This is a genomic window from Kocuria kalidii (genome assembly GCF_044462225.1).
Taxonomy (GTDB): Bacteria; Actinomycetota; Actinomycetes; order Actinomycetales; family Micrococcaceae; genus Kocuria; species Kocuria kalidii.
This window is the reverse complement of the sequence record NZ_JBISWJ010000076.1, coordinates 70,488-94,371: the sequence shown is the minus strand read 5'-3', so window position 1 is coordinate 94,371 and position 23,884 is coordinate 70,488. Positions and strand designations below refer to the sequence as shown.

General features: G+C 70.2%; 24 protein-coding genes. 15 read left to right on the top strand and 9 right to left on the bottom strand.

All coding sequences use genetic code 11. The features are described from left to right. Nucleotides 1-8: 8 nt before the first annotated feature. Genes ACH9D3_RS11265 through ACH9D3_RS11235 form a run of 7 tightly spaced genes read left to right on the top strand, consistent with a single transcriptional unit; the run spans nt 9 to nt 5,855 of the window. Nucleotides 9-530: a tripartite tricarboxylate transporter TctB family protein gene (locus ACH9D3_RS11265; RefSeq protein WP_396410972.1), complete on the top strand. Its 522-nt coding sequence runs from the start codon at nt 9-11 to the stop codon at nt 528-530. Then, nucleotides 527-2,032, top strand: a complete 1,506-nt coding sequence (locus ACH9D3_RS11260) for a tripartite tricarboxylate transporter permease (protein WP_396410971.1) — start codon at nt 527-529, stop codon at nt 2,030-2,032. Before ACH9D3_RS11265 ends, ACH9D3_RS11260 begins: the two co-directional genes overlap by 4 nt. Then, a complete protein-coding gene (locus ACH9D3_RS11255) occupies nt 2,004-2,918 on the top strand; it encodes a PfkB family carbohydrate kinase (RefSeq protein WP_396410970.1) in 915 nt (304 codons plus the stop codon). Before ACH9D3_RS11260 ends, ACH9D3_RS11255 begins: the two co-directional genes overlap by 29 nt. Before the next feature lie 7 nt (nt 2,919-2,925). Beyond that, complete coding sequence (locus ACH9D3_RS11250) at nt 2,926-3,669, top strand: IclR family transcriptional regulator domain-containing protein (RefSeq protein ID WP_396410969.1); 744 nt, start codon at nt 2,926-2,928, stop codon at nt 3,667-3,669. Continuing rightward, nucleotides 3,657-4,283, top strand: coding sequence for a bifunctional 4-hydroxy-2-oxoglutarate aldolase/2-dehydro-3-deoxy-phosphogluconate aldolase (locus tag ACH9D3_RS11245; RefSeq protein WP_396410968.1), 627 nt, complete (start codon nt 3,657-3,659; stop codon nt 4,281-4,283). The genes ACH9D3_RS11250 and ACH9D3_RS11245 overlap by 13 nt, the downstream gene beginning before the upstream one ends. Before the next feature lie 45 nt (nt 4,284-4,328). Next, nucleotides 4,329-5,378: an L-glyceraldehyde 3-phosphate reductase gene (gene mgrA, locus ACH9D3_RS11240; protein WP_396410967.1), complete on the top strand. Its 1,050-nt coding sequence runs from the start codon at nt 4,329-4,331 to the stop codon at nt 5,376-5,378. Beyond that, on the top strand, nt 5,379-5,855 hold the full coding sequence (locus ACH9D3_RS11235; protein WP_396410966.1) for a heme-degrading domain-containing protein: 477 nt from the start codon (nt 5,379-5,381) through the stop codon (nt 5,853-5,855). Between the two features lie 38 nt (nt 5,856-5,893). On the opposite strand, the gene yczE is transcribed toward ACH9D3_RS11235, so the two are convergent. Then, nucleotides 5,894-6,541 (bottom strand): membrane protein YczE, encoded by a 648-nt coding sequence (yczE, locus tag ACH9D3_RS11230; protein ID WP_396411006.1) that lies wholly within the window; start codon nt 6,539-6,541, stop codon nt 5,894-5,896. Between the two features lie 209 nt (nt 6,542-6,750). On the opposite strand from yczE, the gene ACH9D3_RS11225 reads away from it, so the two are divergent. Next, entirely contained in the window at nt 6,751-7,455 is a 705-nt protein-coding gene (locus ACH9D3_RS11225; RefSeq protein ID WP_396411005.1) for a TSUP family transporter, read from the top strand. Between the two features lie 179 nt (nt 7,456-7,634). On the opposite strand, the gene ACH9D3_RS11220 is transcribed toward ACH9D3_RS11225, so the two are convergent. After that, complete coding sequence (locus ACH9D3_RS11220) at nt 7,635-8,300, bottom strand: YitT family protein (RefSeq protein ID WP_396410965.1); 666 nt, start codon at nt 8,298-8,300, stop codon at nt 7,635-7,637. 252 nt (nt 8,301-8,552) lie between these two features. Between ACH9D3_RS11220 and ACH9D3_RS11215 the strand changes: the two genes are divergently transcribed. The 3 genes from ACH9D3_RS11215 (at nt 8,553) to ACH9D3_RS11205 (ending at nt 11,175) form a co-directional block, all read left to right on the top strand. After that, nucleotides 8,553-9,578, top strand: a complete 1,026-nt coding sequence (locus tag ACH9D3_RS11215; protein WP_396410964.1) for a zinc-dependent alcohol dehydrogenase family protein — start codon at nt 8,553-8,555, stop codon at nt 9,576-9,578. A gap of 96 nt (nt 9,579-9,674) precedes the next feature. Continuing rightward, a complete protein-coding gene (locus tag ACH9D3_RS11210; protein WP_396410963.1) occupies nt 9,675-10,394 on the top strand; it encodes a histidine phosphatase family protein in 720 nt (239 codons plus the stop codon). 112 nt (nt 10,395-10,506) lie between these two features. Beyond that, nucleotides 10,507-11,175: an SDR family NAD(P)-dependent oxidoreductase gene (locus ACH9D3_RS11205; protein WP_396410962.1), complete on the top strand. Its 669-nt coding sequence runs from the start codon at nt 10,507-10,509 to the stop codon at nt 11,173-11,175. Nucleotides 11,176-11,297: 122 nt separating this feature from the next. Here the strand turns inward: ACH9D3_RS11205 and ACH9D3_RS11200 are convergent, their stop codons facing one another. Then, on the bottom strand, nt 11,298-11,828 hold the full coding sequence (locus ACH9D3_RS11200) for a ferritin (protein WP_396399902.1): 531 nt from the start codon (nt 11,826-11,828) through the stop codon (nt 11,298-11,300). 165 nt (nt 11,829-11,993) lie between these two features. Continuing rightward, nucleotides 11,994-12,257 carry a hypothetical protein gene (locus ACH9D3_RS11195; RefSeq protein WP_396411007.1) on the bottom strand — a complete coding sequence of 88 codons (264 nt, stop codon included), beginning with the start codon at nt 12,255-12,257 and terminating at the stop codon, nt 11,994-11,996. 17 nt (nt 12,258-12,274) lie between these two features. On the opposite strand from ACH9D3_RS11195, the gene ACH9D3_RS11190 reads away from it, so the two are divergent. Beyond that, nucleotides 12,275-12,889 carry a DUF6518 family protein gene (locus tag ACH9D3_RS11190; protein ID WP_396410961.1) on the top strand — a complete coding sequence of 205 codons (615 nt, stop codon included), beginning with the start codon at nt 12,275-12,277 and terminating at the stop codon, nt 12,887-12,889. Nucleotides 12,890-13,140: 251 nt separating this feature from the next. On the opposite strand, the gene ACH9D3_RS11185 is transcribed toward ACH9D3_RS11190, so the two are convergent. The 3 genes from ACH9D3_RS11185 to ACH9D3_RS11175 all read right to left on the bottom strand — a co-directional run bounded on the left by ACH9D3_RS11185 (nt 13,141) and on the right by ACH9D3_RS11175 (nt 16,123). Next, nucleotides 13,141-13,980 carry a sucrase ferredoxin gene (locus ACH9D3_RS11185; RefSeq protein WP_396411004.1) on the bottom strand — a complete coding sequence of 280 codons (840 nt, stop codon included), beginning with the start codon at nt 13,978-13,980 and terminating at the stop codon, nt 13,141-13,143. A gap of 67 nt (nt 13,981-14,047) precedes the next feature. Beyond that, nucleotides 14,048-15,253: a JmjC domain-containing protein gene (locus tag ACH9D3_RS11180; protein ID WP_396410960.1), complete on the bottom strand. Its 1,206-nt coding sequence runs from the start codon at nt 15,251-15,253 to the stop codon at nt 14,048-14,050. 369 nt (nt 15,254-15,622) lie between these two features. Continuing rightward, entirely contained in the window at nt 15,623-16,123 is a 501-nt protein-coding gene (locus ACH9D3_RS11175) for an alcohol dehydrogenase catalytic domain-containing protein (protein ID WP_396410959.1), read from the bottom strand. Nucleotides 16,124-16,276: 153 nt separating this feature from the next. Here ACH9D3_RS11175 and ACH9D3_RS11170 point away from each other — a divergent pair, with 153 nt between their 5' ends. Then, nucleotides 16,277-19,378: a DUF3427 domain-containing protein gene (locus tag ACH9D3_RS11170; protein ID WP_449555779.1), complete on the top strand. Its 3,102-nt coding sequence runs from the start codon at nt 16,277-16,279 to the stop codon at nt 19,376-19,378. A 25-nt stretch (nt 19,379-19,403) separates the two neighbouring features. Here ACH9D3_RS11170 and ACH9D3_RS11165 read toward each other — a convergent pair whose 3' ends face one another. Continuing rightward, complete coding sequence (locus ACH9D3_RS11165; protein WP_396410957.1) at nt 19,404-20,510, bottom strand: zinc-binding dehydrogenase; 1,107 nt, start codon at nt 20,508-20,510, stop codon at nt 19,404-19,406. Between the two features lie 350 nt (nt 20,511-20,860). On the opposite strand from ACH9D3_RS11165, the gene ACH9D3_RS11160 reads away from it, so the two are divergent. Next, nucleotides 20,861-22,417 carry a sulfatase-like hydrolase/transferase gene (locus tag ACH9D3_RS11160; protein ID WP_396410956.1) on the top strand — a complete coding sequence of 519 codons (1,557 nt, stop codon included), beginning with the start codon at nt 20,861-20,863 and terminating at the stop codon, nt 22,415-22,417. 116 nt (nt 22,418-22,533) lie between these two features. Continuing rightward, nucleotides 22,534-22,830: a hypothetical protein gene (locus tag ACH9D3_RS11155; protein WP_396410955.1), complete on the top strand. Its 297-nt coding sequence runs from the start codon at nt 22,534-22,536 to the stop codon at nt 22,828-22,830. Between the two features lie 63 nt (nt 22,831-22,893). Here ACH9D3_RS11155 and ACH9D3_RS11150 read toward each other — a convergent pair whose 3' ends face one another. Then, entirely contained in the window at nt 22,894-23,802 is a 909-nt protein-coding gene (locus tag ACH9D3_RS11150; RefSeq protein WP_396410954.1) for a CPBP family glutamic-type intramembrane protease, read from the bottom strand. Between the last annotated feature and the right edge of the window lie 82 nt (nt 23,803-23,884).

Sequence of the window (23,884 nt, the reverse complement as noted above, 5' to 3'; positions counted from 1 at the left end):
CCCCGGCAGTGGGCACCACCGAGGAGTCTCCCAGCGCTGAGCCTGCGGTCGCCGACGACGAGGTGAGCGCGGAGTCCTCTCCCGGACCTGGTGGTACCAATGTGCGGGGCCTGCTCGTGGCCTCGGCGGTGGCCGTGGTCGGTGGCACCACGATGTGGTCCGCCCGCACCCTGGAAACCTCGGCGGTGGGCGCATCCATCGGTCCCCAGTGGTGGCCGACGGTGCTCGGCGGCGTCCTGGTGGCCGGCGCCGTCGCCATCGGCGTCGTGGCCCTGCGGCGACCCGACCCGGTACCGGAGCAACGGGTGAGCGCTCACGGCCTGGGGCGGCTGGGAGCCGTCGTCGCGGCTGTGGTGCTGTACGGCCTCGGTTGGTACTACTTTCACTTCCTTCCGGTGACGGCGGTGTTCCTCGCCGCACTGATGTTCGTCACCGGGGGGCGGGGGACTAAAGCCCTGATCGTCTTCCCGATCTCGACCGCGGCCATCCTGTACGGCCTGTTCGGGCTGCTGCTGCGGGTGCCGCTATGAGTGACGTGCTGGCGGGCACCGCCGCTCTCCTGGACCCGGCCATCGGTCTGTGCCTGCTGATCGGGGTCCTCCTCGGTACGCTCGTCGGTGCCGTGCCGGGGATCACGGCGACGATGGCGGTGGCGCTGGCAGCCGGGTTCACCTTGACGCTGGAACCGCTCCAGGGACTGGCCGTCCTGCTGTCCATCTACGTCGCGGCGCAGTTCGGCGACCGGGTACCCGCCATTCTCGTGAACACCCCCGGCACGCCGGCATCGATCGCCTCCACCTTCGACGGCTACCCGCTGGCCCAGCAGGGCAGGGCCGGCATCGCGCTCACCAGCTCCGCCCTCGCCTCAGCGGCCGGGGCGCTGGCCGGCATTCTCATCCTCGTGCTGGCCGCCCAGCCCCTGGCGTCGGTCGCCCTGAGATTCGGACCGGCGGAGATGTTCGCCCTCGTGGTGTTCGGCCTGACCATGATGGTCGGCGTCTCCGGCAGCAACGTCCTGCGCGGCCTCGTAGCCGGCGCGGCAGGCCTGCTCCTGGGCACCGTCGGACGCGATCCCATCACCGGTGACACACGATTCACCTTCGGGATGACCGAACTGAGCTCCGGCATCCCGTTCATCGCCGCGATCATCGGCCTGTTCGGCATCGCGGAGCTCTTCAACCAGATCGTCGAGACGAAGCACAAGAACACCCCCGCCCCCATCACACAGCTGGGCGCGTGGTGGCCCACTCGTGCAGAACGACGTGAGCTCCTCAAACCCTCCGCGATCGGGACGGGGGTCGGCGCCGTGGTCGGTGTCGTTCCTGCCGCCGGCGGAGACATCGCCGGCGTCATCGCCTGGGCCCAGGCCAAGCGGGCCTCCAAGCACCCCGAACGGTTCGGGCACGGCTCGCTCGAGGGCCTGGCCTCCGCCGACAGCGCGAGCACCGCCACGATGGGCGGCTCCGTCACCACGACTCTGGCTCTGGGCGTGCCCGGGGACTCCGTGATGGCCGTGATGATCGGCTCCATGATCATCTGGGGGCTCCAGCCCGGTCCCGCCCTGTTCGTCGAGTCTCCCGATCTGGTCTACAGCCTCGCCGCGATCATGGTGCTCGCCACGGTGCTGGCCCTGGCCCTGGCCCTGGTACGGATGCAGGGCGTGGTGAAGCTTCTCGCCCTGCCGCAGCAGTACTTGACCGCCATCATCATCTCCTTCTGCATCGTGGGCACATATGCGGTGCAGAGCAGCGTCTTCGACGTCGTGCTCATGCTGTGCTTCGGCGTCGTCGGCCTGCTGATGCGCCGGTTCGGCTTCCCCGCCGGCCCTATGGTGCTGGGCCTCATCCTCGGCCCGCTGGCAGAGAGCAACCTGCGACGCGCCCTGGTCATCGACGGCGTGGAAACCGTGCTCACCAGTCCCATCGCGGTCGGCCTCATCCTTCTCAGTCTCGGCGCCGTCCTGCTGCCCTGGCTCCGTTCCACCTCGAAAGCGAGAAAGCTCCGTGCACGAGTTCCTGAAAACGCCCGGTGACGGCCCCGCGGTCCTGTGCCTCGGCGAGACCATGGCCCTCGTCGCACCGGTCCGTGCCGAATCCCTCGAGACTGCGCAGAGCTTCGTCCTCTCCGCCGGGGGCGCGGAGTCCACCGTGGCCCTCTACCTGGCCGGAGCAGGGCACCGAGCTGCTTGGCTGAGCCGCGTCGGCGACGATCCCCTCGGGCGGCGCCTGCTGCGCCAGCTCCGGGCGCACGGGGTCGACACCTCGCTGGTTGGCACGGACACCGAGGCCCCGACGGGGGTCTACTTCAAGGACCCCGGCGGATCCACCACCACGGTCCACTACTACCGCTCCGGTTCGGCGGCCTCCGCCATGGGCCCGGCCGTTCTCCAGGGCATCGACTGGACGGCGCTGCCGCTGCTGCACCTGTCGGGCATCACGGCAGGGCTCTCCCCCAGCTGCCGCGCCCTGCTGGACGCCGCCTTCACCACGGCCCGCGCCCACGGCACCCTCGTGTCCTTCGACGTCAACCACCGTCCCGGGCTGTGGAGCGCAGAAGAGGCCGGACCGGTGCTGGCCGAATACGCCCGGCGCGCCGACATCGTGTTCGTCGGCCGGGACGAAGCGGAGACGCTGTGGCGCACCGGAGACCCCGACACGCTCTACGAGAGCCTCGGGACACCACGTCACCTGGTGGTCAAGGACGGCGCAGTGGGAGCCACGGACGTCTCCGCGACCGGGACGGTGTTCGTTCCCGCGCAGGCTGTCGAAGTCGTCGAGGTGGTCGGTGCAGGCGATGCCTTCGCAGCCGGCTACCTGTCCGGCCTTCTCCACGGTGAACGGATCGAAGCACGCCTGGGACTGGGCCACGCCCTGGCCGCCCGGGCCCTGTCCAGCGTCCATGACTTCGATCTGGTGTAGTGAGCCCATGTCACAGAGCATCCAGCGCGCCATCGAGACCCTCGAGTTCGTCAGCGCCCAACCCAGCACACCGAGCGAGGTCGCCGCGCACTTCGACATCCACCGCTCCACCGCCCTGCGCACCCTGCAGACCCTCACGGAGAGTGGGCTGACGCGACGGCGGGAGGACGGACGCTACGGCGTGGGATACCGCCTGGCCGGACTGGCCAACCTCGCATTGGATCAGTTCGACCTGGCCAACATCGCGCACCCCCACTTGAAAGAACTGGGGCGCCGGTGTGGGCACACAGTACACCTGGCTGCGGTTCAGGGCCGCTCCATCGTCTACGCCGACAAGATCGAGCAACCCGGCATGGTGCGGCTGTACTCCCAGATCGGCCACCCGGTCACGCTCCACACCTCCGGGGTCGGCAAAGCCATCCTCGCCCACCAGTCCCCGGAGTTCGTGGAGCACATGCTCAGCGGCACCGACTTCGCCCGCTACACCGCCACGACGATCACCTCGCGCGAACAGTTCCTCGACCAGCTGGCCCACGTCGTCGAACAGGGCTACGCGGTCGACGACGGCGAGTACGAGGACTTCGTCAACTGTGTCGCCATGCCACTGCGGGACGCCACCGGCCAGGTCACGGGTGCCGTGTCCATCACCGCGCTGAAAGCGCGGGCCACCATGGACGACCTCGCCCAACTGCTGCCCGCCCTCAGAACAACCACCACAACGATCTCCAAGGAGCTGGGATGGCGTCCGTAGACGACTTCTTCGACTGCACGTTCGCACACACATCCGTCATGGCCATCCTGCGCGGCTATCCACCGGAGCGCACCGTGGAGCTGGCCACCCGCGCCTGGGAACTCGGCATCCACTGTGTGGAGGTCCCGGTCCAGTCACCGGCAGCCGTCGAAGCCCTGGCCGCGACCGTCGCCGCCGGGCGGGACCACGGTCGCACGGTGGGCGCGGGCACCGTCGTCAGCCTGGAGCGCCTGGAACAGGCCGTCACTGCCGGAGCGGGCTTCACCGTCGCACCAGGCCTCGACCTCACCGTGGCCGGGGCCAGCCGTGAGGCGGGCCTGGCCCATCTCCCGGGCGTCGCCACGGCCTCGGAGATCCAGCGCGCCGCCGAGCACGGCATGCGCTGGGTCAAGGCCTTCCCCGCAAACAGCCTCGGAACGGCCTGGTTCCGAGGGATGCGCGGGCCCTTCCCCGAGATCAGGATCGTCGCCACCGGCGGAATCACCGCCCGCAACGCCTCGGAGTACCTCGGGGCGGGAGCCGACGTCGTCGCCGTCGGCTCCGCCCTCGAGGACCCGGCCCAGCTCGAGCTCCTGGCAGAGCTGATGCCAGCGGCACCCACCACCGCCCCGTAAGGGGCCCGGACACCCACTGACCACCACGAGGACAAGGACACACCTGTGCAGAACACCACGAGCGACTACACACCGGCCCCCACCCGGTACGACACGATGCAGTACCGCCGGGTCGGCGACAGCGGGCTGAAGCTGCCCGCCGTCTCCCTGGGCATGTGGCACAACTTCGGCGACGACACCCCCCTGGAGCGGCAGCGCGCCATCGTTCGCCGTGCCTTCGACCTGGGCATCACCCACTTCGATCTGGCCGACGGCTACGGGCCCCCGGCAGGCGCTTCGGAGCGCAACGTCGGGCGGCTCCTGGCCCAGGACTTCCGCGGTCTGCGCGACGAGCTGGTGATCTCGACGAAATCCGGCTACCCGTTCTCGCCCGGCCCCTACGGCACCGGCAGCTCCCGCAAGCACCTGCTGTCCTCCCTGGACCGGTCCCTCGACAACCTCGGCCTGGACCACGTGGACATCTACTACAGCCACCGCTTCGACCCGGAAACTCCCGTGGAGGAGACCGCCGCCGCCCTGGACACGGCAGTCCGTCAGGGCAAAGCCCTCTATGCCGGCGTCTCCTCCTACTCCCCCGCCCGCACCCGCGAGATCGCCACCGCCCTCCGCAGCCTGGGCACCCCCTTGCTGATCCACCAGCCGTCCTACTCCCTCCTGAACCGATGGGTCGAGCACGGCACCCCCAGCCTTCTCGAGGTCCTGGCCGACGAGGGCACCGGGTGCATCGCCTTCTCCGTCCTGGCCCAGGGCCTGCTCACCGGCAAGTACCTCAACGGCGTACCCGCCGGGTCCCGGGCCACCCAGGGCAAGACGCTCAAGGACGGGATGCTGTCCGAGGAGAACCTCGACCACGTCCGGGCGCTGACGCGCATCGCCGAGGAGCGAGGACAGTCGCTGGCGCAGATGGCCGTCGCCTGGGTCCTCAAAGACCCCAGGATCTCGTCCGTGCTGGTCGGCGCGAGCCGGCCCGAGCAGCTCGACGACACCGTCCAGGGCCTGCAGGGCCCGGCCTTCACCACCGACGAGCTGTCCCGCATCGAGGAGCACGCCCTCGACGGCGGGCTCAACCTCTGGACCGTCTCGAGCGAGGCTTAGATGACATACGACAGCAGCTACCACGAACAGATCCGGGCCGACGAGCACGACCTGCAGTTCGGGGACTTCGACCGGGAGGACGCCTGGCGTCTGGGCAGCGCCCTGCGCAGCGCCGCCCTCGCACAGGACCTGCCCGTGGTCATCGGCATCACCCTGGGGGCGCAGCGGGTCTTCCACACGGCACTCCCGGGAGCCACCCCGGACAACGACGACTGGCTCGAGCGCAAGGCCGCCGTCGTCACGCACTACGAGCGCAGCTCCATGGGAGTGGGCGAGCAGTTCCGGTCGGCCGGACGGACCTTCGAGGCGGACTCACGCCTGCCTCCGGACCGCTACGCGGCGCACGGCGGGGTGTTCCCCATCAGGCTGCGCGAGTCCGGGCTCGTCGTCGGCACCGTCGGGGTGTCCGGGCTCCCCCAGCGGGAAGACCACGCCTTCCTGGTGGAGCACCTCCGGGCGTTCCTCTCCGCGGCCTGACCGGACAGGCCCCGACCGGGAAGGCACCGACCGCGGCGTCAGCGGTGCAGGCGGACGCTGAACCGGGGCATCATCACCTGGGTCAGCGGCCCGATGGCCAGCGCGTAGAGCACCGTGCCCAGGCCCACGGTGCCCCCGAGCAGCCATCCGACGAGCACCACGGTCACCTCGATCGAGGTGCGCACGATCCGCACGGATCCCCCGGTCCGTCGCACCAGGCCGGTCATCAGTCCGTCCCGCGGACCGGGTCCCAGGTGCACCCCGATGTAGGCGGCGGTCGCCACGGCGTTGAGGAACACGCCGGAGAGCACGAGCAGCACCCGCAGCGGCATCGCGTCGACCGGCGGCAGCACCAGCAGGGTCGCGTCGAGCACCACCCCGACCACCACCGCGTTGCTGATGGTGCCGATCCCGGGCCGCTCGCGCAGCGGGATCCACAGGAGGAGCAGCAGCACGCTGACGACGACGACCACCGTGCCGATGCTCACCCCGAACTGCCGGGAGAGTCCCTGGTGCAGCACGTCCCACGGGGTGACGCCGAGCTCCGACCGCACGAGCAGACCCAGGGTGATGCCGTAGAGCACCAGGCCGGCGTACAGCTGCACGAGCCGCCGGGGCAGTCTGCGCGACTCCGGCCGGTCGATCGAGCGGGCCAGGGCGCGCGGACTCCAGTTCATGCGGACCATCTTCGCACCGGTGAAGCGTTCCCGGTGCACGGGGCGGGCGCGGTCGGCGAGACGTCGGCCCGCCCGGAACACCGTCGCGCCGCCTCCCCGTCGGGCCGTCCCGCCGTCGAGGGCGCCCGCGACGCCCGGCGCACCGCCGCCGGGCGTGTCCCGAGGTGGAACAATGCACCCATTCCTATCTCGCGACCGGAAGGTGCTTCGTGACCGGCATGGAGCTCGCCGTCGTCGCGCTCGTGGTGGGCGTGGCCGCCTGCCTCCAGGGCGCGATCGGCTTCGGCCTGGGCCTGCTCGCCGCCCCGGTGATCGCCCTGTTCGACCCCAGCCTGCTGCCCGGTTCCCTCATCCTGGTGGCCGCCGGGCTCACCACGCTCGGCGTGCTGCGGGACCGCGCCGCCGTGGACGTCAAGGACGCGGGCTGGGCCGTGGCGGGGCAGATCCCCGGCACGGTGGCGGGAGCCCTGCTGGTGGCCGCCCTGCCCGCCCGGACGCTGGCCCTCGTCCTGGCGGGCACAGTGCTGCTGGCCGTGCTGCTCAGCGTGTGCGGGTGGCAGCCGCGGCCGCGGCCCGCGGCCGTCGCCGCCGCCGGCGCGGCCTCCGGCCTCATGGGGACCGCCACGTCCATCGGCGGCCCGCCCATGGCCCTCGTGTGGCACGGGTCCTCGCGCGCCCGGATGCGTGGCACCATGAGCGCGTTCTTCCTGGTCGGCACGCTGCTGTCCCTCACGGCTCTGACCGCGGTGGGGTCGATCGACCGGCGGACCGTGGTCTTCGCGGCGATCATCTTCCCCGCCATGGTCCTCGGCTTCGCGGCCTCCGGAGCGGTCAACACCCGGATCAACCGGCGCATCGTCCGGCGGGTGGGCCTCGGCGCCTCCACGCTGGGCGCGCTGCTCGTCCTGGTGCAGGCCCTCTGAGCGGGACCGACGACGATGCGCCCGGCTCTCGGCGCCCAGGACGGAGCTCCGTCGCCTGCCGCGACGGTGATCGGCAGGGTCAGCACGCCCACCGGCCGGCGCGCCGCCGCGGTCCGGCCCCCGACGGGCCGCACCTCCACGGGGCCGCCCGGGACCGCTGGTCCGGGACAGGCCGCCCCTCACCCCAGGTAGCGGCCCGGACGGTGGTTCATGGCCAGCACGGTGTTGAGCACCACCACCCCCAGTGCGGAGAGCAGCACGCCGCCCGGGGGCACCACCGTGAGGGCGAGCAGGACGACGGCGACGTCGAAGCCCAGCTGCACGTGCCCGGCCCGCCAGCCGAGGCGCTCCTGGGCCAGCAGCGCCAGGACGTTGAACCCGCCGAGGCTGGCGGAGTGGCGGAAGACGATGAGCACCCCGATGCCGATCAGCAGGTTGCCCGCCAGGATCGCGTAGCGCGGGTCCGGGTCGAGCCCGCCCAGCCCGGCCGGGTGCACGGAGGCGAGGACCGAGACGAGCCCCACCGCGATCAGCGTGCGCAGCGTGAACCCCCAGCCCTTCTTCCACCACGCGAGAGCGAGGAAGGGCAGGTTGACCCCGGCGAAGACGACCCCGAACGGCAGACCGGTGGCGTAGCCGACCAGCAGGGCCAGTCCCGCGGTCCCCCCGGTCACCGCCCCGACAGTCCCCAACAGGTGCAGGCCGAACGAGACCACGAAGGTGCCGACGAACAGGCCGGTCGCGTCCTCGAGCCAGGTGTGGCGCGGAGCGGACGCCGGACGCTCCGGGCCGCCGGACGGTCCGGGGCCCGGCACGGCGTCGTCGTCGGGACCGGACCCGCTCACAGGATCCCGCGCACGAAGCCCGGCAGGGCGCTGATGCTGCTGATCGATATCACCAGCAGATAGTAGCCGGGAGCTTCCCGCCGGCAGAGCACCGGCCGGACCCGGACCACGCCCCCTCGCACCGGGGGTTTCCGGATCACCCGACGCCGGGGTTGACTGGACACCGTGCCCCGCCTGCACCGCGGCGCAGGATCCGGCATCGTCCGTCCCCGTTCCCGGGGCGGATCACCGACCCATGAGGAGAACCCCGTCATGCGTGGAGTCCTGCTGCACACCCCCGGCGACGTCCGCGTCGAGGACCGCGAGGTCCCGACGATCGTCGAGCCCACCGACGCCGTCCTGAAGGTCGCCGCCGCCTGCGTGTGCGGCTCCGACCTGTGGCCCTACCGCGGCCTCGAGGACGTCGACGGGCCCGCCCCGATGGGCCACGAGTACGTCGGCGTCGTCGAGGAGATCGGTGCGGACGTGAAGACCGTGCAGGTCGGGGACTTCGTCGTCGGGTCCTTCTTCGCCTCCGACAACACCTGCGAGATCTGCCGCGCCGGCTACCAGACCCACTGCGTGAACCGGCAGCCCGGGGCGGCCACGGGCGCACAGTCCGAGTACGTGCGCGTTCCGCTGGCCGACGGCACCCTCGTGGCCACCCCGGGACGGCCCGACCCGGACCTGATCCCGTCGCTGCTGGCCGCCTCGGACGTGCTCGGCACCGGCTGGTTCGCCGCCGTGGCCGCCGAAGCAGGTCCGGGCAGGACGGTCGCCGTCGTCGGTGACGGCGCCGTCGGGCTGCTCGGAGTGCTCGCCGCCCAGCAGCTGGGTGCGGAGCGGATCATCGCGATGTCCCGCCACGCCGACCGGCAGGCCCTTGCTCGCGAGTTCGGCGCCACCGACATCGTGGAGGAGCGCGGCGACGAGGGCGTGGCCCGGATCAAGGAGCTCACCGGCGGGCTCGGGGCGCACTCGGTCATCGAGGCCGTGGGCACCCAGGAGTCGATGCTGCAGGCGATCCGCTCCACGCGCCCCGGCGGCCACGTCGGCTACGTGGGCGTGTCCCACGACGTCTCGCTGCCCGGCCAGGAGCTTTTCATGTCCGGGGTGCACCTGCACGGCGGGCCCGCCCCGGTGCGCCGGTTCCTGCCCGAGCTCATCCAGCTCATCTGGGACCGGAAGATCGACCCCGGCAAGGTCTTCGACCTCACCCTGCCCCTGGAGCAGGCCGCCGAGGCCTACCGGGCCATGGACGAGCGCCGGGCCATCAAGGTCCTGCTCACCACGGACTGAGCTCCCGCGCGGCACCGGCGCCGCAGCCGGTGCCCGGCGGAGCGGGGAACGGTGGCCGCCCTCTCGGGATCGAGCAGCGCGCCTAGGCTGGACGGCATGCGCCTGCTGCTGATCCGCCACGGCCAGACCCCCTGCAACGTCTCGGGAGAGCTCGACACCGCGATGCCCGGAGCCCCGCTGACGCTCCTGGGACGGGCCCAGGCCCGTGCGGTGCCGGCCGCGCTGGGCCACGAGCGGATCACCGGCATCCACGCCTCGCCGCTGCTGCGAACCCAGCTCACCGCCACACCCCTGGCCGAGGCCCGCGGGCTGGAGGTGCAGATCCGTCCCGGCCTGGAGGAGATCTCGGCCGGGACCTTGGAGGGGCGGGCGGACCCAGACGCCCACCACGCCTACATCTCCTGTCTCGTCGCCTGGATACTCGGCGACCTGGACCGGCCCATGCCCGGCGGCCCGGACGGCCACGACTTCCTCGGCCGCTTCGACGCCGCCGTGCAGCAGATCGTGCAGGACCACGACCCCGCGGACACCGTGGCGGTGTTCAGCCACGGGGCCGCGATCCGCGTCTACACCGCTCTGCGCGGCGGGCTCGACGCCGTCGAGGCGGAGCAGCTGGAGATCATGAACACCGGGGCGGCCGTGCTGGAGAACCGGACCGGCGGCGGATGGGGCGTGGTGGCCTGGCACCGCGACCCGCTCGGCGGCCCGAGCCTGGAGGACCGCGCCGCCGAGGACGTCACGGGTGAGAGCGCCGAGGAGGTTCTCGACGAGACCGCCGAGGACGCTGGAGAGGGGACGCCCCGCCGCACCCCGTGAGGGAACGCCGACGACGACGAGCACACCGCTGCTGTCGAGCTTCCGCAGCCGCGTCTGCACGGCCGGGACCGAAAGGTCGACAACCGGCATCTGTGCCGCGCAGGCTTGAGCAATGACCGATCTGACCGGCCGCACCGTACTGATCGCGGGCGCCACCAGCGCGTCCGGCCTGGCGGCGGCGCGGACCCTGACCGCCGCCGGCGCCCGCGTCGTCGCCACGGGGCGCAGCGCGGGAAGGCTCACCCCTCTCGCCGCCCTGGGGGCCGAGGTGGAGACGGTGGACCTCGCGGACGAGCGCGCCGTGCTCGACCTCGTCCACCGGCTGCACGAGCGCGGACCGTCGATCGACGGGCTGCTCCACCTCGTCGGCGGCTGGCGTGGCGGCGGCGGGCTCGCCGGGCAGACGGAGGAGGACTACCGGGCGCTGGAGACCTCGTTCACCGCGCTGCGGCACCTGAGCCGCGCCGTCTACGACGACCTGCGGATCTCGCCGGCGGGACGGCTGGCGATCGTGTCCTCGACCGCGGTCAAGCGCCCGCTCGCGGGCGGCGCCAACTACGCCGCGGTGAAGGCCGCGAGCGAGGCCTGGACCCGGGCGGTGGCGCAGGGCTGGGCGAAGGCCGCCCGCGAGGCCGGCGAACCGCTGCACGCCGCCGCCGTGATCTTCCGGTTGAAGGCCCTGGCCGGTCTGGAGGACCGGCTCGCGGACGCCTACGCCGGGCTGTGGGCCGCCGAGGCCTCGACGCTGAACGACTCGATCATCGAGCTCCAGGACGGGTGAGGCACTGACCGCGAACGATCCACGACGCGAAGCGCCCGACCACCCGGCTCACCACGACGGCGAGCCCGCGTCCCGCAACCGGCAGGCAGGGACGGACTCCTCATGCGGGGACTGCTGCCGGGTCAGACGGACCCGCCGGCGGCCTCCGGTGCCCCCGAGTCATGGCCGCCGTCGCCGACGTGCCCCTGGGCCACGAAGTTCTCGAGGTCGAAGAGGTTGTCGGCCCGGCGCGCGACGTTCACCAGGGTGGTCATCGAGGCGACCTCCTCGACCTGCTCCTTCAGGAACCAGAGCATGAACTGCTCCCCCAGCGCGTCCCCCTCGGCCCGGGCGGCGGCGAACAGCGCCTTGATCTGCTCGGTGACCTCCTGCTCCTGGGACAGCGCCAGGGCCAGCGGCTCGAGGACGTCGGTGAAGTCGTTGCGCACCTCCCCGACCCCGGGGATGGTCAGGGGCAGGTCCCGGTCCAGGATGTACTGGACGATCATCATGGCGTGGTTGCGCTCCTCCAGGGACTGCCGGTAGAAGTGCCGGGCCAGGTGGGGAAGATCCTGGCTGTCGAACCAGACCGCCACGGCGACGTACTGGTGGGAGGCGGCGAACTCGTTGCCCACCTGGCGGGTGAGCAGGTCGTTGAAGGTCTCGGGGGCCATCGGGAACTCCTGACATCGGTGGGTCCACAGGGCTGACGACGTGCCGGCCGCTCCACCGGTGCGAGCCTGGCGCGGGACCAGCGGGAGTCGTCACTGACGTCTGGGGTTCGAGCCTAGCGCGGTGGCACCGTCGGGTGCAGGCCGGGCACCGGAGACTTTCCGAGCTCAGCACGATGCAGGGTGCAGTCGGGGTCTGTTGCCCCCGCTCTCCACGAGCGATCCGGGAATGTAGTCGGTGAGGTTGCGGAACCCGAGCGCGGAGCCACGCAGGTGCTCGAGCCGGCCGTTGAACGCTTCGGTTCGCTGGTCCCGTTCCACGACGACCGTCATGAGCACGGGGGCGGGCAGGTGTGTGTTGATGCTCGCCCTGTGCCCGGTCATGGTCGTGATGCCCTTGTCCCTGCTGCCCCACTGCTCGGTCACGTCCATGCTGTTAGCTTGGTGCGGTGAAACGTGCTGAACGGCTGTCGGGGACATGGACGCGCGTCGCAGTCGTCATCGTTGTGAGCTTCCTGAGCGGAATGCTGACCTTCTTCGCCCAAGGTCTTCTGCCCGAGGCCGTGAACTCGTTCGCCAACTCCGCCTCCGGCTGGACCCTGGTGACGGTGCTCGTGCTGGCGTGGGCTCGGGTGCGTACAGCGTTCGCGGCGGTGCTCGGGGCGGCGAGCTTCGTCCTGTTGACTCTGGGGTATTCCGCCTCGGCTCACATGCAGGGCCTGTTCTACGATCCGACGTTGTTCGCTGCGGTGGGTGTCCTGGTCGGTCCCTTCGTCGGGATCGCCACGAGTTGGTTGCGGGCAGAGTCCAGGTGGCAGGCCGCCGCAGGTACGGCGCTCCTCTCCGGTATCGGTCTCGGCGAGGGGGCCTACGGATTGACCGTGGTCGCGGACACGACCAGCCCTGTCTACTGGACCCTGGTCGCGGTGATGGCGCTCGGGCTCCTCGTCGCGATGCTGTTCCGCCGCATCCACGGCGTCCTGGTGGTCCTGCTGGCCGTGGTCGGGACCGGCGCAATCGCAGGTGCCTTCGTCGTTGCCTACAGCGCGCTGGGAGGAGTCTGACGCCTTCGTGTCCCGGGTCCGGACGTCACCCACGCGTGCCCCCGCGTGGCGAACGGCCGGCTGGAGCACCTGCGTGGCTCCGCGTTCGGGTCCCGGGACCTCACCGACTACAGCACCGGATCGCTCGTGGAGAGCGGGGGCTTCAGACCCCACCGACACCCTCCATGGTGAAGAGCCGCTTTCCACGGCACCGCGGTCCTCATCGTCCTCGGTCACGGCCACAGAGACTGACCTTTGGTCGTCCCGTCCTGTCAGACGATGCGCAGCGCGGTGACCTCGTAGACCGTCGCCGAGCTCGTCGCCGGTCCGCGGCAGGTCAGCTGACGCGGCGGGGCGGCGCGGGACTGCAGTTCGACCTCGACGAGGCCCGGACGGGGCGGGCGGCCGGCGAGACGGATCCGCCAGCGGTCGCCGTCGCGGACGGTCTCGGCGACCGTGTAGTCGTGGCGCCCGGCCGGGCCGAAGCGTCCGAGCGCGGCCGCGACAGCGGCCTGCTGCGGCGGGAAGAGGTCGGTGTACCCGCGCAGGTGCTCCGCGTGGACCCGACCGGCGAGGTGCTCCTCGACCGTGCTGACGGAGGACTCCGCGTCGAGCCCTCCGTAGTAGACGCCGTCCGGGGCGACGACGACGTTGGCGGCGAACCGGTCGCCGCCGACATGCGAGCACTCCCAGACCAGCTCGGGCCAGCGCTCGTTCAGGGCATCGGCCACGGGTCGTCCGCGCACGGCGCAGCAGGGATCGTGCTGGCCGTGCGCGCAGACCAGGAGGACCGGTAGACGGCCGGTCTCTCCGGGGACGCCGAGGGCCGTGGCGATCTCCCCCAGGTCCTCGTCGCGGCTCCACGTCCCCCAGTGCTGACGATCGGCGCCGGAGTCGTCGTGGCGCAGCACGGCCCACCGGCGGGGGCCCTCGTGCCTGCGGCGGCCGTGGCGCCGGATCAGGAGTATCCGCGCCCGCGCTGCCTGCGCGGCCGAGAACACGAGGGCCTTCGTGTGCGGCTCGAGCTCAAGACCGTCGAACCCGTTGACCGGCCACCCGCCCCGGTGCTCGACGAGGACCCAGACGAAGCCGCGCGGGGCCGTCCCCGCCATCGGATCGCCGCGGATCCGGGCGGCCTCGGTGCAGAAGAAGCGCTCGGCAGCGGTCACGGCGGCGACGTCACGGAGCGGCGGGAACGAGGACTCCCGCGCGCAGCAGTCGTTCGACGAGCTCGACGCCGAGCTCGTCCGCGGTGTGGACCTCGCCGTCGAGCAGGCACGAGACGGAGGGCAGGTCGGTCTCCGGGAAGTCGAGCCACCCCACGCGCGTGCTCAGGCGCGGGCCGTCCAGCCGTGCTTCCAGGGCGCCGCGCAGCCGCACGGGGGAGCCGGGGCCCAGGTCCTGGACGGCGGCGAGCTGGGCCAGCGGACCCAGCGGGGCCGGGCGTCCCTGTCCTCGCCGGGTGCGGTGGAAGCGCGGGGTGGGATCGGCCTCGGCGAGCGCGGCGACCAGGCGCTCCCGGACGGTGTCGAGCTCCCCGCCCGGTCCGTCGACGCCCAGGGGCAGTGACTCGCGCATCAGGGGGTCCTCGGCCAGCAGCGCCAGGGCCTCCTGAACGAGCTGCTCGGCCAGGCCGTGGCGGGTCCAGGTGTGGATCCCGAGCGTGAGGTGGACGGAGACCGCCCCCTGCGCCTGGGCCGCGTGCAGCCAGCCGCGCGGCAGGTAGAGGGCGTCGCCGGGTTCGAGCACGACGTCGAGACAGGCCTCACCCTTCGCGGCCTCGGCCACGGCGGAGCGGCGATCGGTCCAGGGCTGGTCCCGCAGCGGATCCGGGTGCACCGGCTCGTGGAGGACCCAGCGCTTCGTCCCCTCGATCTGCAGGACGAAGACGTCGTGGACGTCGTAGTGGTCGTCGAACCCGCGGTTCTGCGGCGGGGTGATGTAGGCATTGGCCTGCACCGGATGCCCGAGCTCGCTGCTCAGCGCGGCGCTGAAGTCCGCGACCGGCTCCCAGGTGCGGTGCAGCGCCTGCAGCACCAGCGTGGCGCCGTCGGCGAATTGACGCCACAGCGCGGTGTCGTCGAGCTGGTCGGGAACGGTGGCGCCGACCCCGGCGGGGGACGTGAAGGAGGAATCGGGGAACGTCGACCCGTCCTTGGCGACGCGCAGGAAGGGCGTGCGCAGCCCACGCCGCGAGATCAGCTCGTCGACGGCAGCGGCGGAGAACAGATCGGAGAAGCCGCCCGCCCGGCGCGTGAGCAGCGGTGCCCGGCCCCAGACGTCACGGGCGAACCGCTCCCGGCCGATGTCGATCAGACGGGTCTCCAGGACCCCGGAGCCACTCGGGGCGCCGGGGTCCTGCCCGTCAGTGCGGTCGGCGTTCACGCTCAGCCGGCTCGCCCTTCGGCTCCGCCGTCGGCGCCACCGTCAGCACCGCCATCGGCTCCACCGTCCTGGACACCCGGCGTGCCGGACGCCCCACCGTCAGCCGGGCCCTCGGCACCGCCGTCCGCGCCACCGTCGTGGACACCCGGGGTGCCAGCGGCTCCACCGTCGGCCGGGCCCTCGGCCCCGCTGTCAGCACCCCCATCGGCACCACCGTCGTGGACACCCGGCGTGCCGGCCGCGCCACCGTCAGCGGGGCCCTCGGCTCCGCTGTCGGCGCCGCCGTCCGCGCCGCCGTCCTGAACGCCCGGGGCGCCGGAGGCCCCCCCGTCGGCGGGACCTTCCGTCTGGTTCGGATCCTGCTGTGCATCAGTCATGTTGGCCTCCCAGATTCGGGTGACCGGGCCGTCTCCGGCACCTGGTCACCAAGACAGGCGGTTCTTGAGCGAAACCGCCCGTGTCGAGGCTATCCGTGCAGGGCGGGTGAGGGAACCGTTCCCGTGTCCTCGGGCCTCGGGCAACCTGGACGACGACCGGACACGGTGCGGCGGAGGTGCTTGGACGGTCTCGGGCTGCAGGCAGCCGTCCACCGGGGCCGTGGCCTAGAACTGCACGTGTCCGGGTCCACGTTATGCATGCCCAGGCGCGCGGCCCGCGAGCGCGGGGTGGTATGCCCGGCTCCATGCAGATCCAGTCCCCCACGGCCAGGTGAGTCACGCCCTTCCCCACGTCCCGCACCATACCGGCGGTCTCGTGGCTGCGGACCATGGGGGGCTCGACGACGTAGGGCCCGGTCCTGCCGTGCGTGAAGTAGTGGACGTCCCTATCGCAGATGCTCACGGTGTGCGCGCCGGTAGAGTGCACTCGCATTCTTCGGCGCGCCATCTGACATTGAAGCTGACGGCGTTGCCGGCTACATGGGCCTTGCGACCATAGGCTGCCGCCATGGGCCAATTGCAGAACGCCAAATCCGGTCAACTTTCTCCAGGTTTGTATGAGCTCCTTGAAGACTCATCCCTGGCGATGAATCTCATGGACCTGCCGGATGGCAGTGCCGCCCTGGATACCGTGGATCCGGCTGACACCCCTCACGTTCTCGCGCGCTATCTCAGCGACCGCATTCTGTTCCACTTAGAGTCCATACCCGCTGCCACCCGTGTGGACGAAGCCAATCGCATCCTGGCGGCCCTCAACGACGGAATGCAGGAGCCGGCGCGCATCAGCGAAGGTCCGCGACAGCTCGTGGCGATTTCGTCGACGGCTGGTGCTGCAGTACGAAAGCCAGCAACTCCGCTATCTGATGCGGCCCTGCTAACCAATACTCCGCATGAGCCGCAAGTCGGACGTGAGATCGCGACGGAACTCGAAAGCGCTGATCGTGTGGATCTCCTCATCGCCTTCGTCAAGTGGTCTGGTCTGCACGTCATGGACAAAGAGCTCCAGTCCCTGAAGGATCGAGGCATTCCGTTCCGCGTTCTGACCACCGTTTACATGGGTGCCAGTGACGCGAAAGCGATCAATGCGTTAGCCCGGAAGTACGGTGCTGAGATTCGAGTCAGTTACGAAACCCGAAATACACGCCTTCACGCCAAGGCATGGATGTTCCACCGCAAGACAGGCTTCAGCACGGCGTATGTTGGCAGCTCGAATCTGTCGCACGCCGCCATGCTCGACGGACTTGAATGGAACGTGCGTCTGTCCTCCATCGCAACACCGGGGATACTTCAGAAATTTGAGGCGACCTTCGAAAGCTACTGGGCATCGGAGGTATTTGAGCCCTATGACCCGGACGTCGACGGAAAGCGTCTAGCGACCGCGCTGGCCGAAGGCGGTGGGCGCACGTCTTCCGACGTGCCCATAGCCCATCTCGATGTCCAGCCATACCCCTACCAAGCACAGATGCTCCAGGAGCTGGAAGCTGAGCGTGTCATTCACGACCGCCACCGAAATCTCGTCGTTGCCGCGACGGGGACGGGAAAAACCATCGTGGCGGCCCTGGATTATCGCCGACTGCAGGCCGGCACCCTCGACGAGCTCTCGTTACTTTTCGTTGCACATCGCCGAGAAATTCTTGAGCAGGCACGTCAAACCTACGCCACGGTGCTGCGCGACGGAGCCTTTGGAGAGCTCATGGTAGACGGCTATCAGCCGGTCCGAGGCAAGCACGTCTTCGCGTCGATTCAATCCCTTAACGCCAAAAACTTGGACCGCTTCGCCTCCGATGCCTTCGACGTAGTGGTCATCGATGAGTTTCACCACGCCGACGCTCCGACCTATCGGCGTATCATTGAACACTTTCAGTCCCAGGAACTTCTCGGGCTTACGGCCACTCCCGAACGCGGTGATGGTGTCAACGTCGCAGAAAAGTTTTTCGAAGGCCGCATTGCGAGTGAACTGCGACTGTGGGAGGCCCTCGATCAGCAGCTGTTGACGCCGTTCCACTATTTCGGCGTCTCAGACGGCGTAGACCTATCCACTCTCCAGTTCCGGCGAGGCCGGTATGAGGACGCAGCACTTGATGCCGTCTACACGGGCAATGATGCACGCACCGCCAAGGTGCTGCAGGCTCTCAATGACAAGGTACTCGATCCGTACCATATGAAAGCCATCGGCTTTTGTGTTTCCGTCAAGCACGCGGAGTACATGGCACGGAAGTTCACGGAAGCTGGCTTGCCGTCCGCGGCGCTGTCCGGGGAAAGTTCCAGTGATGAGCGGCGGACTGCACTCAAGGCGCTACAGCGCGGGGAACTGCGTGCAGTTTTTGCCGTCGATCTGTTCAACGAGGGCCTCGATATTCCGCAGGTCGACACCATTCTCATGCTGCGACCAACGCAGTCCTCTACGTTGTTCCTGCAGCAGCTTGGACGCGGCCTGCGGCTGGCTCCCGACAAACCCGTACTGACCGTCTTGGATTTCATCGGATTCCAGCATCGAGAGTTCCGATTCGACCTCAAATACCGCGCCGTGACGGGGTCGAGCCGAACTCGTCTGGCCAAGGACCTGGAGGATGGCTTTACCTTCCTCCCCTCTGGAACACAGATCGTCTTCGATTCGGTCGCCCAGTCCGTGGTGCTCAACAACGTGAAGCGTCAGCTACGCCTAACGACCCGGCAGGTGGTCGACGAAATCAGAGATCTGGCGGCGCAGCAATCATTGCCGGAGTTGTACACCCTGCGTCAGTACCTGACGGATTCACTCTCGGAAGCCTCGGACATCTATCGACGGAGCAAGTTCGACGGTCGGCCGACGACCTGGAACACCCTGCGTCGCGCCGGTGGACTGGTTCCTGATGTGCTCTGGCCCGCCGAGGACCAGGAGGTGGAAGTTCTCGTGCTGCTGCAGCGCGCCAAAGCGTTCCTCAACGTGGATGACCCTGCCCGTCTCCAGTCATACGAAGTCCTGCTCCGACCGGATGCCCCGCCGGTGTCGTCTCTGCCACTCAAAGAACAACGGATGGCACGCATGCTGTACTACTCCTTCTGGCCGCAAGGACCAAAGAGCGGCGGACCGGCTGACCTGGAAAGCGGCCTCCAGTTGCTCCGGTCCCACCCCATCTTGCGGAATGAGCTGGCACAGCTCATTGATGTCACCGCCGACGGTGCACGCAACCTGCCGCGGCCGCTGGGACAGGGTTACGCCGACATTCCTCTGCTGACCCATGCGCACTACACCCGTGAAGAGCTTCTAGCCGGTCTGGGCATGGGAGAAGAAGGGCAGCGCACTCCCGGCACAGTGCGCGAAGGAGTGTCCTGGATTCCATCCTCCCGCTGTGAGGCGCTTCTCGTCACGCTTCACAAGTCGGAGAAGGACTTCTCACCCAACACCATGTACAAGGACTACGCGGTCTCCGAGACGCTCTTCCACTGGGAATCGCAAAATCAGACAACTCCGGAGTCTTCTGCGGGACAGCGGTATCAGCACCACACCGCGCAGGACAGCCACATCATGCTGTTTGTCCGCGAGTCCCCGACACAGGAGACCGGCACCTCGCCATACGTATTCTTAGGTCCCGTCGACTACGTGTCGCACGAAGGGGCCAGGCCCATGTCGATCATCTGGAAACTGCGCCGCTCAATGCCGTCCACCCTGTTCTCGGCAGCGAGTACGGTGGCACCCCTCAGCTAAAGACACCAGGCCTGAACGGCATGAATTAGAATTCGATCACCTGACGCACCGCCCGCCCGGCGTCCAACTCGTCCATCGCCTCGTTGATCTGGTCCAGGGTGATGTGGGAGGTGATCAGCTTCTCCAGGGGCAGCGCGCCGTCCCGCCACATCTGCTCGTACTTGGGGATGTCCACCGCCGGCACGGCGGAGCCGAGGTAGCTGCCGATGATCTGGCGGGCCTCGGCGGTGATCTTCAGCGGCTCGATCTGGGACATGGCACCGGGCGCGGGCAGGCCAACGGTGACGGTCACGCCGCCCACGGCGGTGGCGTTGAACGCGGTCTCGAACGCCCGGGGGTGCCCGGCGGCCTCGATCACCACGCGCGGCTTGTCCTCGAGCGCCACGAGCTCATCCGGGGTGAGCGCCTCGTCCGCGCCGAACTCCTTGGCGAGCTCCAGCTTCTCCGCCAGCGCGTCCACGGCGATCACGCGGCGGCAGCCCACGGCCTTGGCGACCAGCACCGCGGCGAGCCCCACGCCGCCGAGACCGACCACGGCCACGGCGTCGTCGGGCGTGGCCTCCGCCGCGTTGATCACGGCCCCTCCCCCGGTGAGCACCGCGCAGCCCATGACGGCCGCGATCGCGGCCGGGACGTCCTCGCCCACGGGCACCACGGACCGCCGGTCCACCACGGCGTGCGTGGCGAACCCGGAGACCCCGAGGTGGTGGTAGACGTTGCCGCGGGCCTCGGATGTGAGGTGCTGCGAGCCCTCGATGAGCGTGCCGGAGGCGTTCGCCTTCGAGCCGACCGTGCACGGCAGCAGCCCCTCCGTCGTGCACGCGGCGCACTCGCCGCAGCGCGGCAGGAACGCCATCACCACGTGCTGGCCCACCGCCAGGTCGGTGACCTCGGCGCCCACGTGCTCCACGACACCGGCCGCCTCGTGCCCCAGCAGCATCGGCAGGGGTCGCGGCCGGTTGCCGTTGACCACGGAGAGGTCGGAGTGGCACACCCCGGCGGCCGTGATCCGCACCCGCAGCTCGGTGGGCCCGGGCTCCCCGAGCTCGAGCTCCTCGACACGCAGCGGCCGGGACTCTGCGTAGGGGGCGTAGGCCTCCATGGTCTCCAGGACGGCTCCACGAATCTTCACGAACGACCTCCGGTGTCGGGGCGGGAATGTGACGCGCTTCACGGTACCGGGTTACCCGGTAGGGGAGGTGGAGCCGGGATCAACGGCTCCTTTCATGTCGGCCGCCTCGGCCGCAGTGGAGCCCCAGGTCCGGCGACTCCCCCGCCGCGGAGCCGCCGGCGGCACCCATCCGGGACGCGGCACCGCGCTGCCGGCCACGCGCTCCGCGCTCCGGTGTACGGCTCGTCAATGAGAGGTGAACACCAGTTGAACGGGTACCGTGTCGGTACTCGGCCCCTACGGTCCGAGAACGAGTTGGAAGTCAAGGGTGCACGGCGAACACGCGGGCGCCTGGAACGCGAGGTGCTGCCATGTCCGGCCGGATTCCGCACGTGATCCGACGGGTCGGCGCTGTCGTGGGACGCCTCTCGGTCTACGTCCTGATCTGGGCGGGGCTCGCACTGCTCATGGCCACCGCCGTCATCCGTTTCTACTGGGGCGAGATCACGGTGGGCCAGATGCTCCTGAACCTCGTCTCCGTGGAGACCGACGGCGGAGGCGGGCCCATCGTCTGGATCGGCGTCCTGGCGATCGGCGTGCTGCCCCTGCTCCTCACGGTCGGGATCGCCGCCCTGTGGCAGCACGTCCGGCGCCGCGAGCGCCGCCGGCGTGGCCACGACGTGCGCCCTCGTCGCTCGCAGTGGGTCAAGCGCACCGTCGCCACCGCCCTGGTGGGCGCGGTGGTCGTCGGCGGCACCACGGCCTTCGCCACCACGGTGGGCATCGGGGACTACATCGCGGCGGGGAACTCCAAGTACGACCTCGGCGACTACTACGTGGAGCCGTCCGTCACCGGCGCCGAGCACCGGCGCAACCTGGTGCTGATCTACCTCGAGTCCGGGGAGGCCACCCTCGCGGACGACCAGCTCTTCGAGAAGGACGCGTTCGCCCCGCTGAAGGAGGTCACCGAGGCCGCGGACGGCTGGCAGAGCGTGGCCGACCTCCAGCAGACCCAGGGCGGAGGCTGGACCATGGCCGGTCTCACGTCGACGCAGTGCGGCGTCCCGCTGAAAGGCGTCGGCTCCGCCGCGGGCAACGGCGCCCTCCACGAGCTCGGCGGCGAGGACAGCTACCTGGGCGGGGTCACCTGCCTGGGCGACGTGCTGGACGAGCACGGCTACCGCAGCGTCTTCCTGGGCGGGGCCAACGCCTCGTTCGCCGCGAAGGACGTCTTCCTGGGCAGCCACGGCTACTCCGAGGTGAAGGACCTCTCCGACTGGCGCGCCGCCGGCGAGCCGGAGCAGAGCTTCCGCGACGACTGGGGCCTGAGCGACGGACGCCTCATGGCCCACGCCAAGGACGAGGTCGACGAGCTGCACGCCGAGGCGGAGAGGACCGGACAGCCGTTCAACCTCACCGTGCTGACGCTGGACACCCACGAGCCGGTGCACGTCTACGACTACTGCACCGTGGACACGCAGAACGTGGTCACCTCCGTGTTCTTCTGCTCCATGACCCAGGTGGCCGGCTTCGTGGACCACATGCAGGAGAAGGGCTACCTCGACGACACCGCCGTGGTGATCGTGGGCGACCACCTCAAGCACATGAGCGCCGGCGACGCCTTCCACGAGCAGCTGGACCACCACGACAACCGCACCGTCTTCAACCGGATCTGGGTTCCGGGGGAGGACGGGAACAGCACGCTGCGTCCCCGCGTGGACCAGCTGAACATGTACCCCACCATCCTGGAGGCCGCCGGCATGACCCTGCAGGACCGTGCGGCCGGGCTGGGCGTGTCCGCCTTCGCGCCGGACGTCCCGGCCGGTTCGGCGCAGGCCATGGCGCCGGAAGCCTATGCCGATCTGCTGGGCTCGCGTTCCGCGCGGTTCTACGCGGAGGCCTGGGCGGGCGGGGACGCCGCCCGGTAGCGCCGTCCGTTGCCGGATCGATATCGGGGAGCCGTACTCTGTCATCCGCCCGCCGCCCTGGCCGCCGCGGCCTAAACTGGTGGCCCCGAAACGGTCGATCCAGAGGAGCGTGCGTCATGGCTTTCATCCAGCTGATCGAATACACCACCTCGAAGCCGGAGGAGGTGGCCGAGGTCCTCGCGGAGTGGGAGCGGGCCTCGCAGGGGAAGCGCTCGGCCCGCCGCCTCATCTCGGCGAGGGACCGCAACGACTCCGGCCGCTACTGCGAGATGGTCTTCTTCGACTCCTACGAGTCCGCCATGGAGAACTCCCAGCTCCCGCAGACTCAGGAGTACGCCATGCGGATGCGTGAACTCATCGACGGGGAGCCCGTGTTCCGCGACCTCGACGTCGTGGAGGACCGCGAGCTCTAGCCCGCCGGGGCGGGACCGGTGGGCGGCACCCACCGGTCCCGCCTGCCCATCACCAGCACGGGCTCAGGCGGCCGCCGGCGGAGCGGCCCGGTGCCGCAGGCCCCGCTGCCGGGCCATGACGACCAGGACGAGGGCGACGGCCGCGACGAAGAGCATCGGCAGCAGCATGATCGGGCCGCCGGCACCGGCGGAGCGGTCGAACCCCTCGCTCATCATTCCCGTGGACGAGGTCACGAGGAAGAACAGGAAGTTGTTCGCCGCGTGCACGAGCACGGCCGCCTCGAGCCCGCCCGTGGCGTGCGTCAGGAGCGACATCGCGACCGCGAAGACCAGGTAGTAGGCGATGAGCCACACGTCCGTCGCGAAGTGCGCGATCGAGAACGTCACCGCGCTCACCAGGGTGCCGAGCACCAGGGACGGCACGGCCCCGGACACCCAGGAGCCGGCGGCCCGCTGGACCACACCGCGGAAGATGTACTCCTCGGACGCCGCCTGCAGGGGCGTGGTCAGCAGGACGATCGCGAGGAAAGCCCACGCCGTGGCGTCCAGGGCGAACGGGCCCGGCGAGTCGAGGAGCGTGAGGACCGCGACATAGGCCACGAACAGCGGGACGACGACGACGGCCGCCCGCCCGAGCCAGTCCCACCGGAAGCGGCCCACCACGGAGTGCAGGGTGCCGACCGGCTGCCGGTGCAGGTACCGGTGCAGGAGCACGGCGACGGCGGCCGTGGCGATCAGGGACAGGTTGGTCGCCAGCAGCAGCGCCGGCGTCATGGTGATCTGCCCGCTCGCGAGCTCGTCCGTGGTGGTGCTGCCCAGGAGGAGGTCGATCGCCGTGGCGCCGAGGGCCAGCGCCACCGAGAACAGCAGGAGCCCCGCGATCAGCACCAGGATGCTGACGAGTCCCTTCCACCAGCGGTTCCGGGGCGTGCGGTAGAACTCCGTGTAGGTGAGCGGCGCCGTCCTCGGCACTCCGGCGGGCGGGAGCGGGCTTCCCGGCGGGGCCGGGTACGGGCCGGGCACCCCCGGCCGTCCGGCGGGCGGGACGGGATGC

Coding starts and splice junctions, on each gene's coding strand:
- ACH9D3_RS11245 (WP_396410968.1), top strand. CDS start 3,657: ATGGCGTCCGTAGACGACTTCTTCGACTGCACGTTCGCACACACATCC.
- ACH9D3_RS11225 (WP_396411005.1), top strand. CDS start 6,751: ATGGAGCTCGCCGTCGTCGCGCTCGTGGTGGGCGTGGCCGCCTGCCTC.
- ACH9D3_RS11155 (WP_396410955.1), top strand. CDS start 22,534: ATGGCTTTCATCCAGCTGATCGAATACACCACCTCGAAGCCGGAGGAG.
- ACH9D3_RS11185 (WP_396411004.1), bottom strand. CDS start 13,980: ATGGCGGGGACGGCCCCGCGCGGCTTCGTCTGGGTCCTCGTCGAGCAC.
- ACH9D3_RS11250 (WP_396410969.1), top strand. CDS start 2,926: ATGTCACAGAGCATCCAGCGCGCCATCGAGACCCTCGAGTTCGTCAGC.
- ACH9D3_RS11200 (WP_396399902.1), bottom strand. CDS start 11,828: ATGGCCCCCGAGACCTTCAACGACCTGCTCACCCGCCAGGTGGGCAAC.
- ACH9D3_RS11260 (WP_396410971.1), top strand. CDS start 527: ATGAGTGACGTGCTGGCGGGCACCGCCGCTCTCCTGGACCCGGCCATC.
- ACH9D3_RS11175 (WP_396410959.1), bottom strand. CDS start 16,123: ATGCGAGTGCACTCTACCGGCGCGCACACCGTGAGCATCTGCGATAGG.
- ACH9D3_RS11235 (WP_396410966.1), top strand. CDS start 5,379: ATGACATACGACAGCAGCTACCACGAACAGATCCGGGCCGACGAGCAC.
- ACH9D3_RS11195 (WP_396411007.1), bottom strand. CDS start 12,257: ATGGACGTGACCGAGCAGTGGGGCAGCAGGGACAAGGGCATCACGACC.
- ACH9D3_RS11205 (WP_396410962.1), top strand. CDS start 10,507: ATGACCGATCTGACCGGCCGCACCGTACTGATCGCGGGCGCCACCAGC.
- ACH9D3_RS11215 (WP_396410964.1), top strand. CDS start 8,553: ATGCGTGGAGTCCTGCTGCACACCCCCGGCGACGTCCGCGTCGAGGAC.
- ACH9D3_RS11170 (WP_449555779.1), top strand. CDS start 16,277: ATGAATCTCATGGACCTGCCGGATGGCAGTGCCGCCCTGGATACCGTG.
- ACH9D3_RS11160 (WP_396410956.1), top strand. CDS start 20,861: ATGTCCGGCCGGATTCCGCACGTGATCCGACGGGTCGGCGCTGTCGTG.
- yczE (WP_396411006.1), bottom strand. CDS start 6,541: ATGGTCCGCATGAACTGGAGTCCGCGCGCCCTGGCCCGCTCGATCGAC.
- ACH9D3_RS11210 (WP_396410963.1), top strand. CDS start 9,675: ATGCGCCTGCTGCTGATCCGCCACGGCCAGACCCCCTGCAACGTCTCG.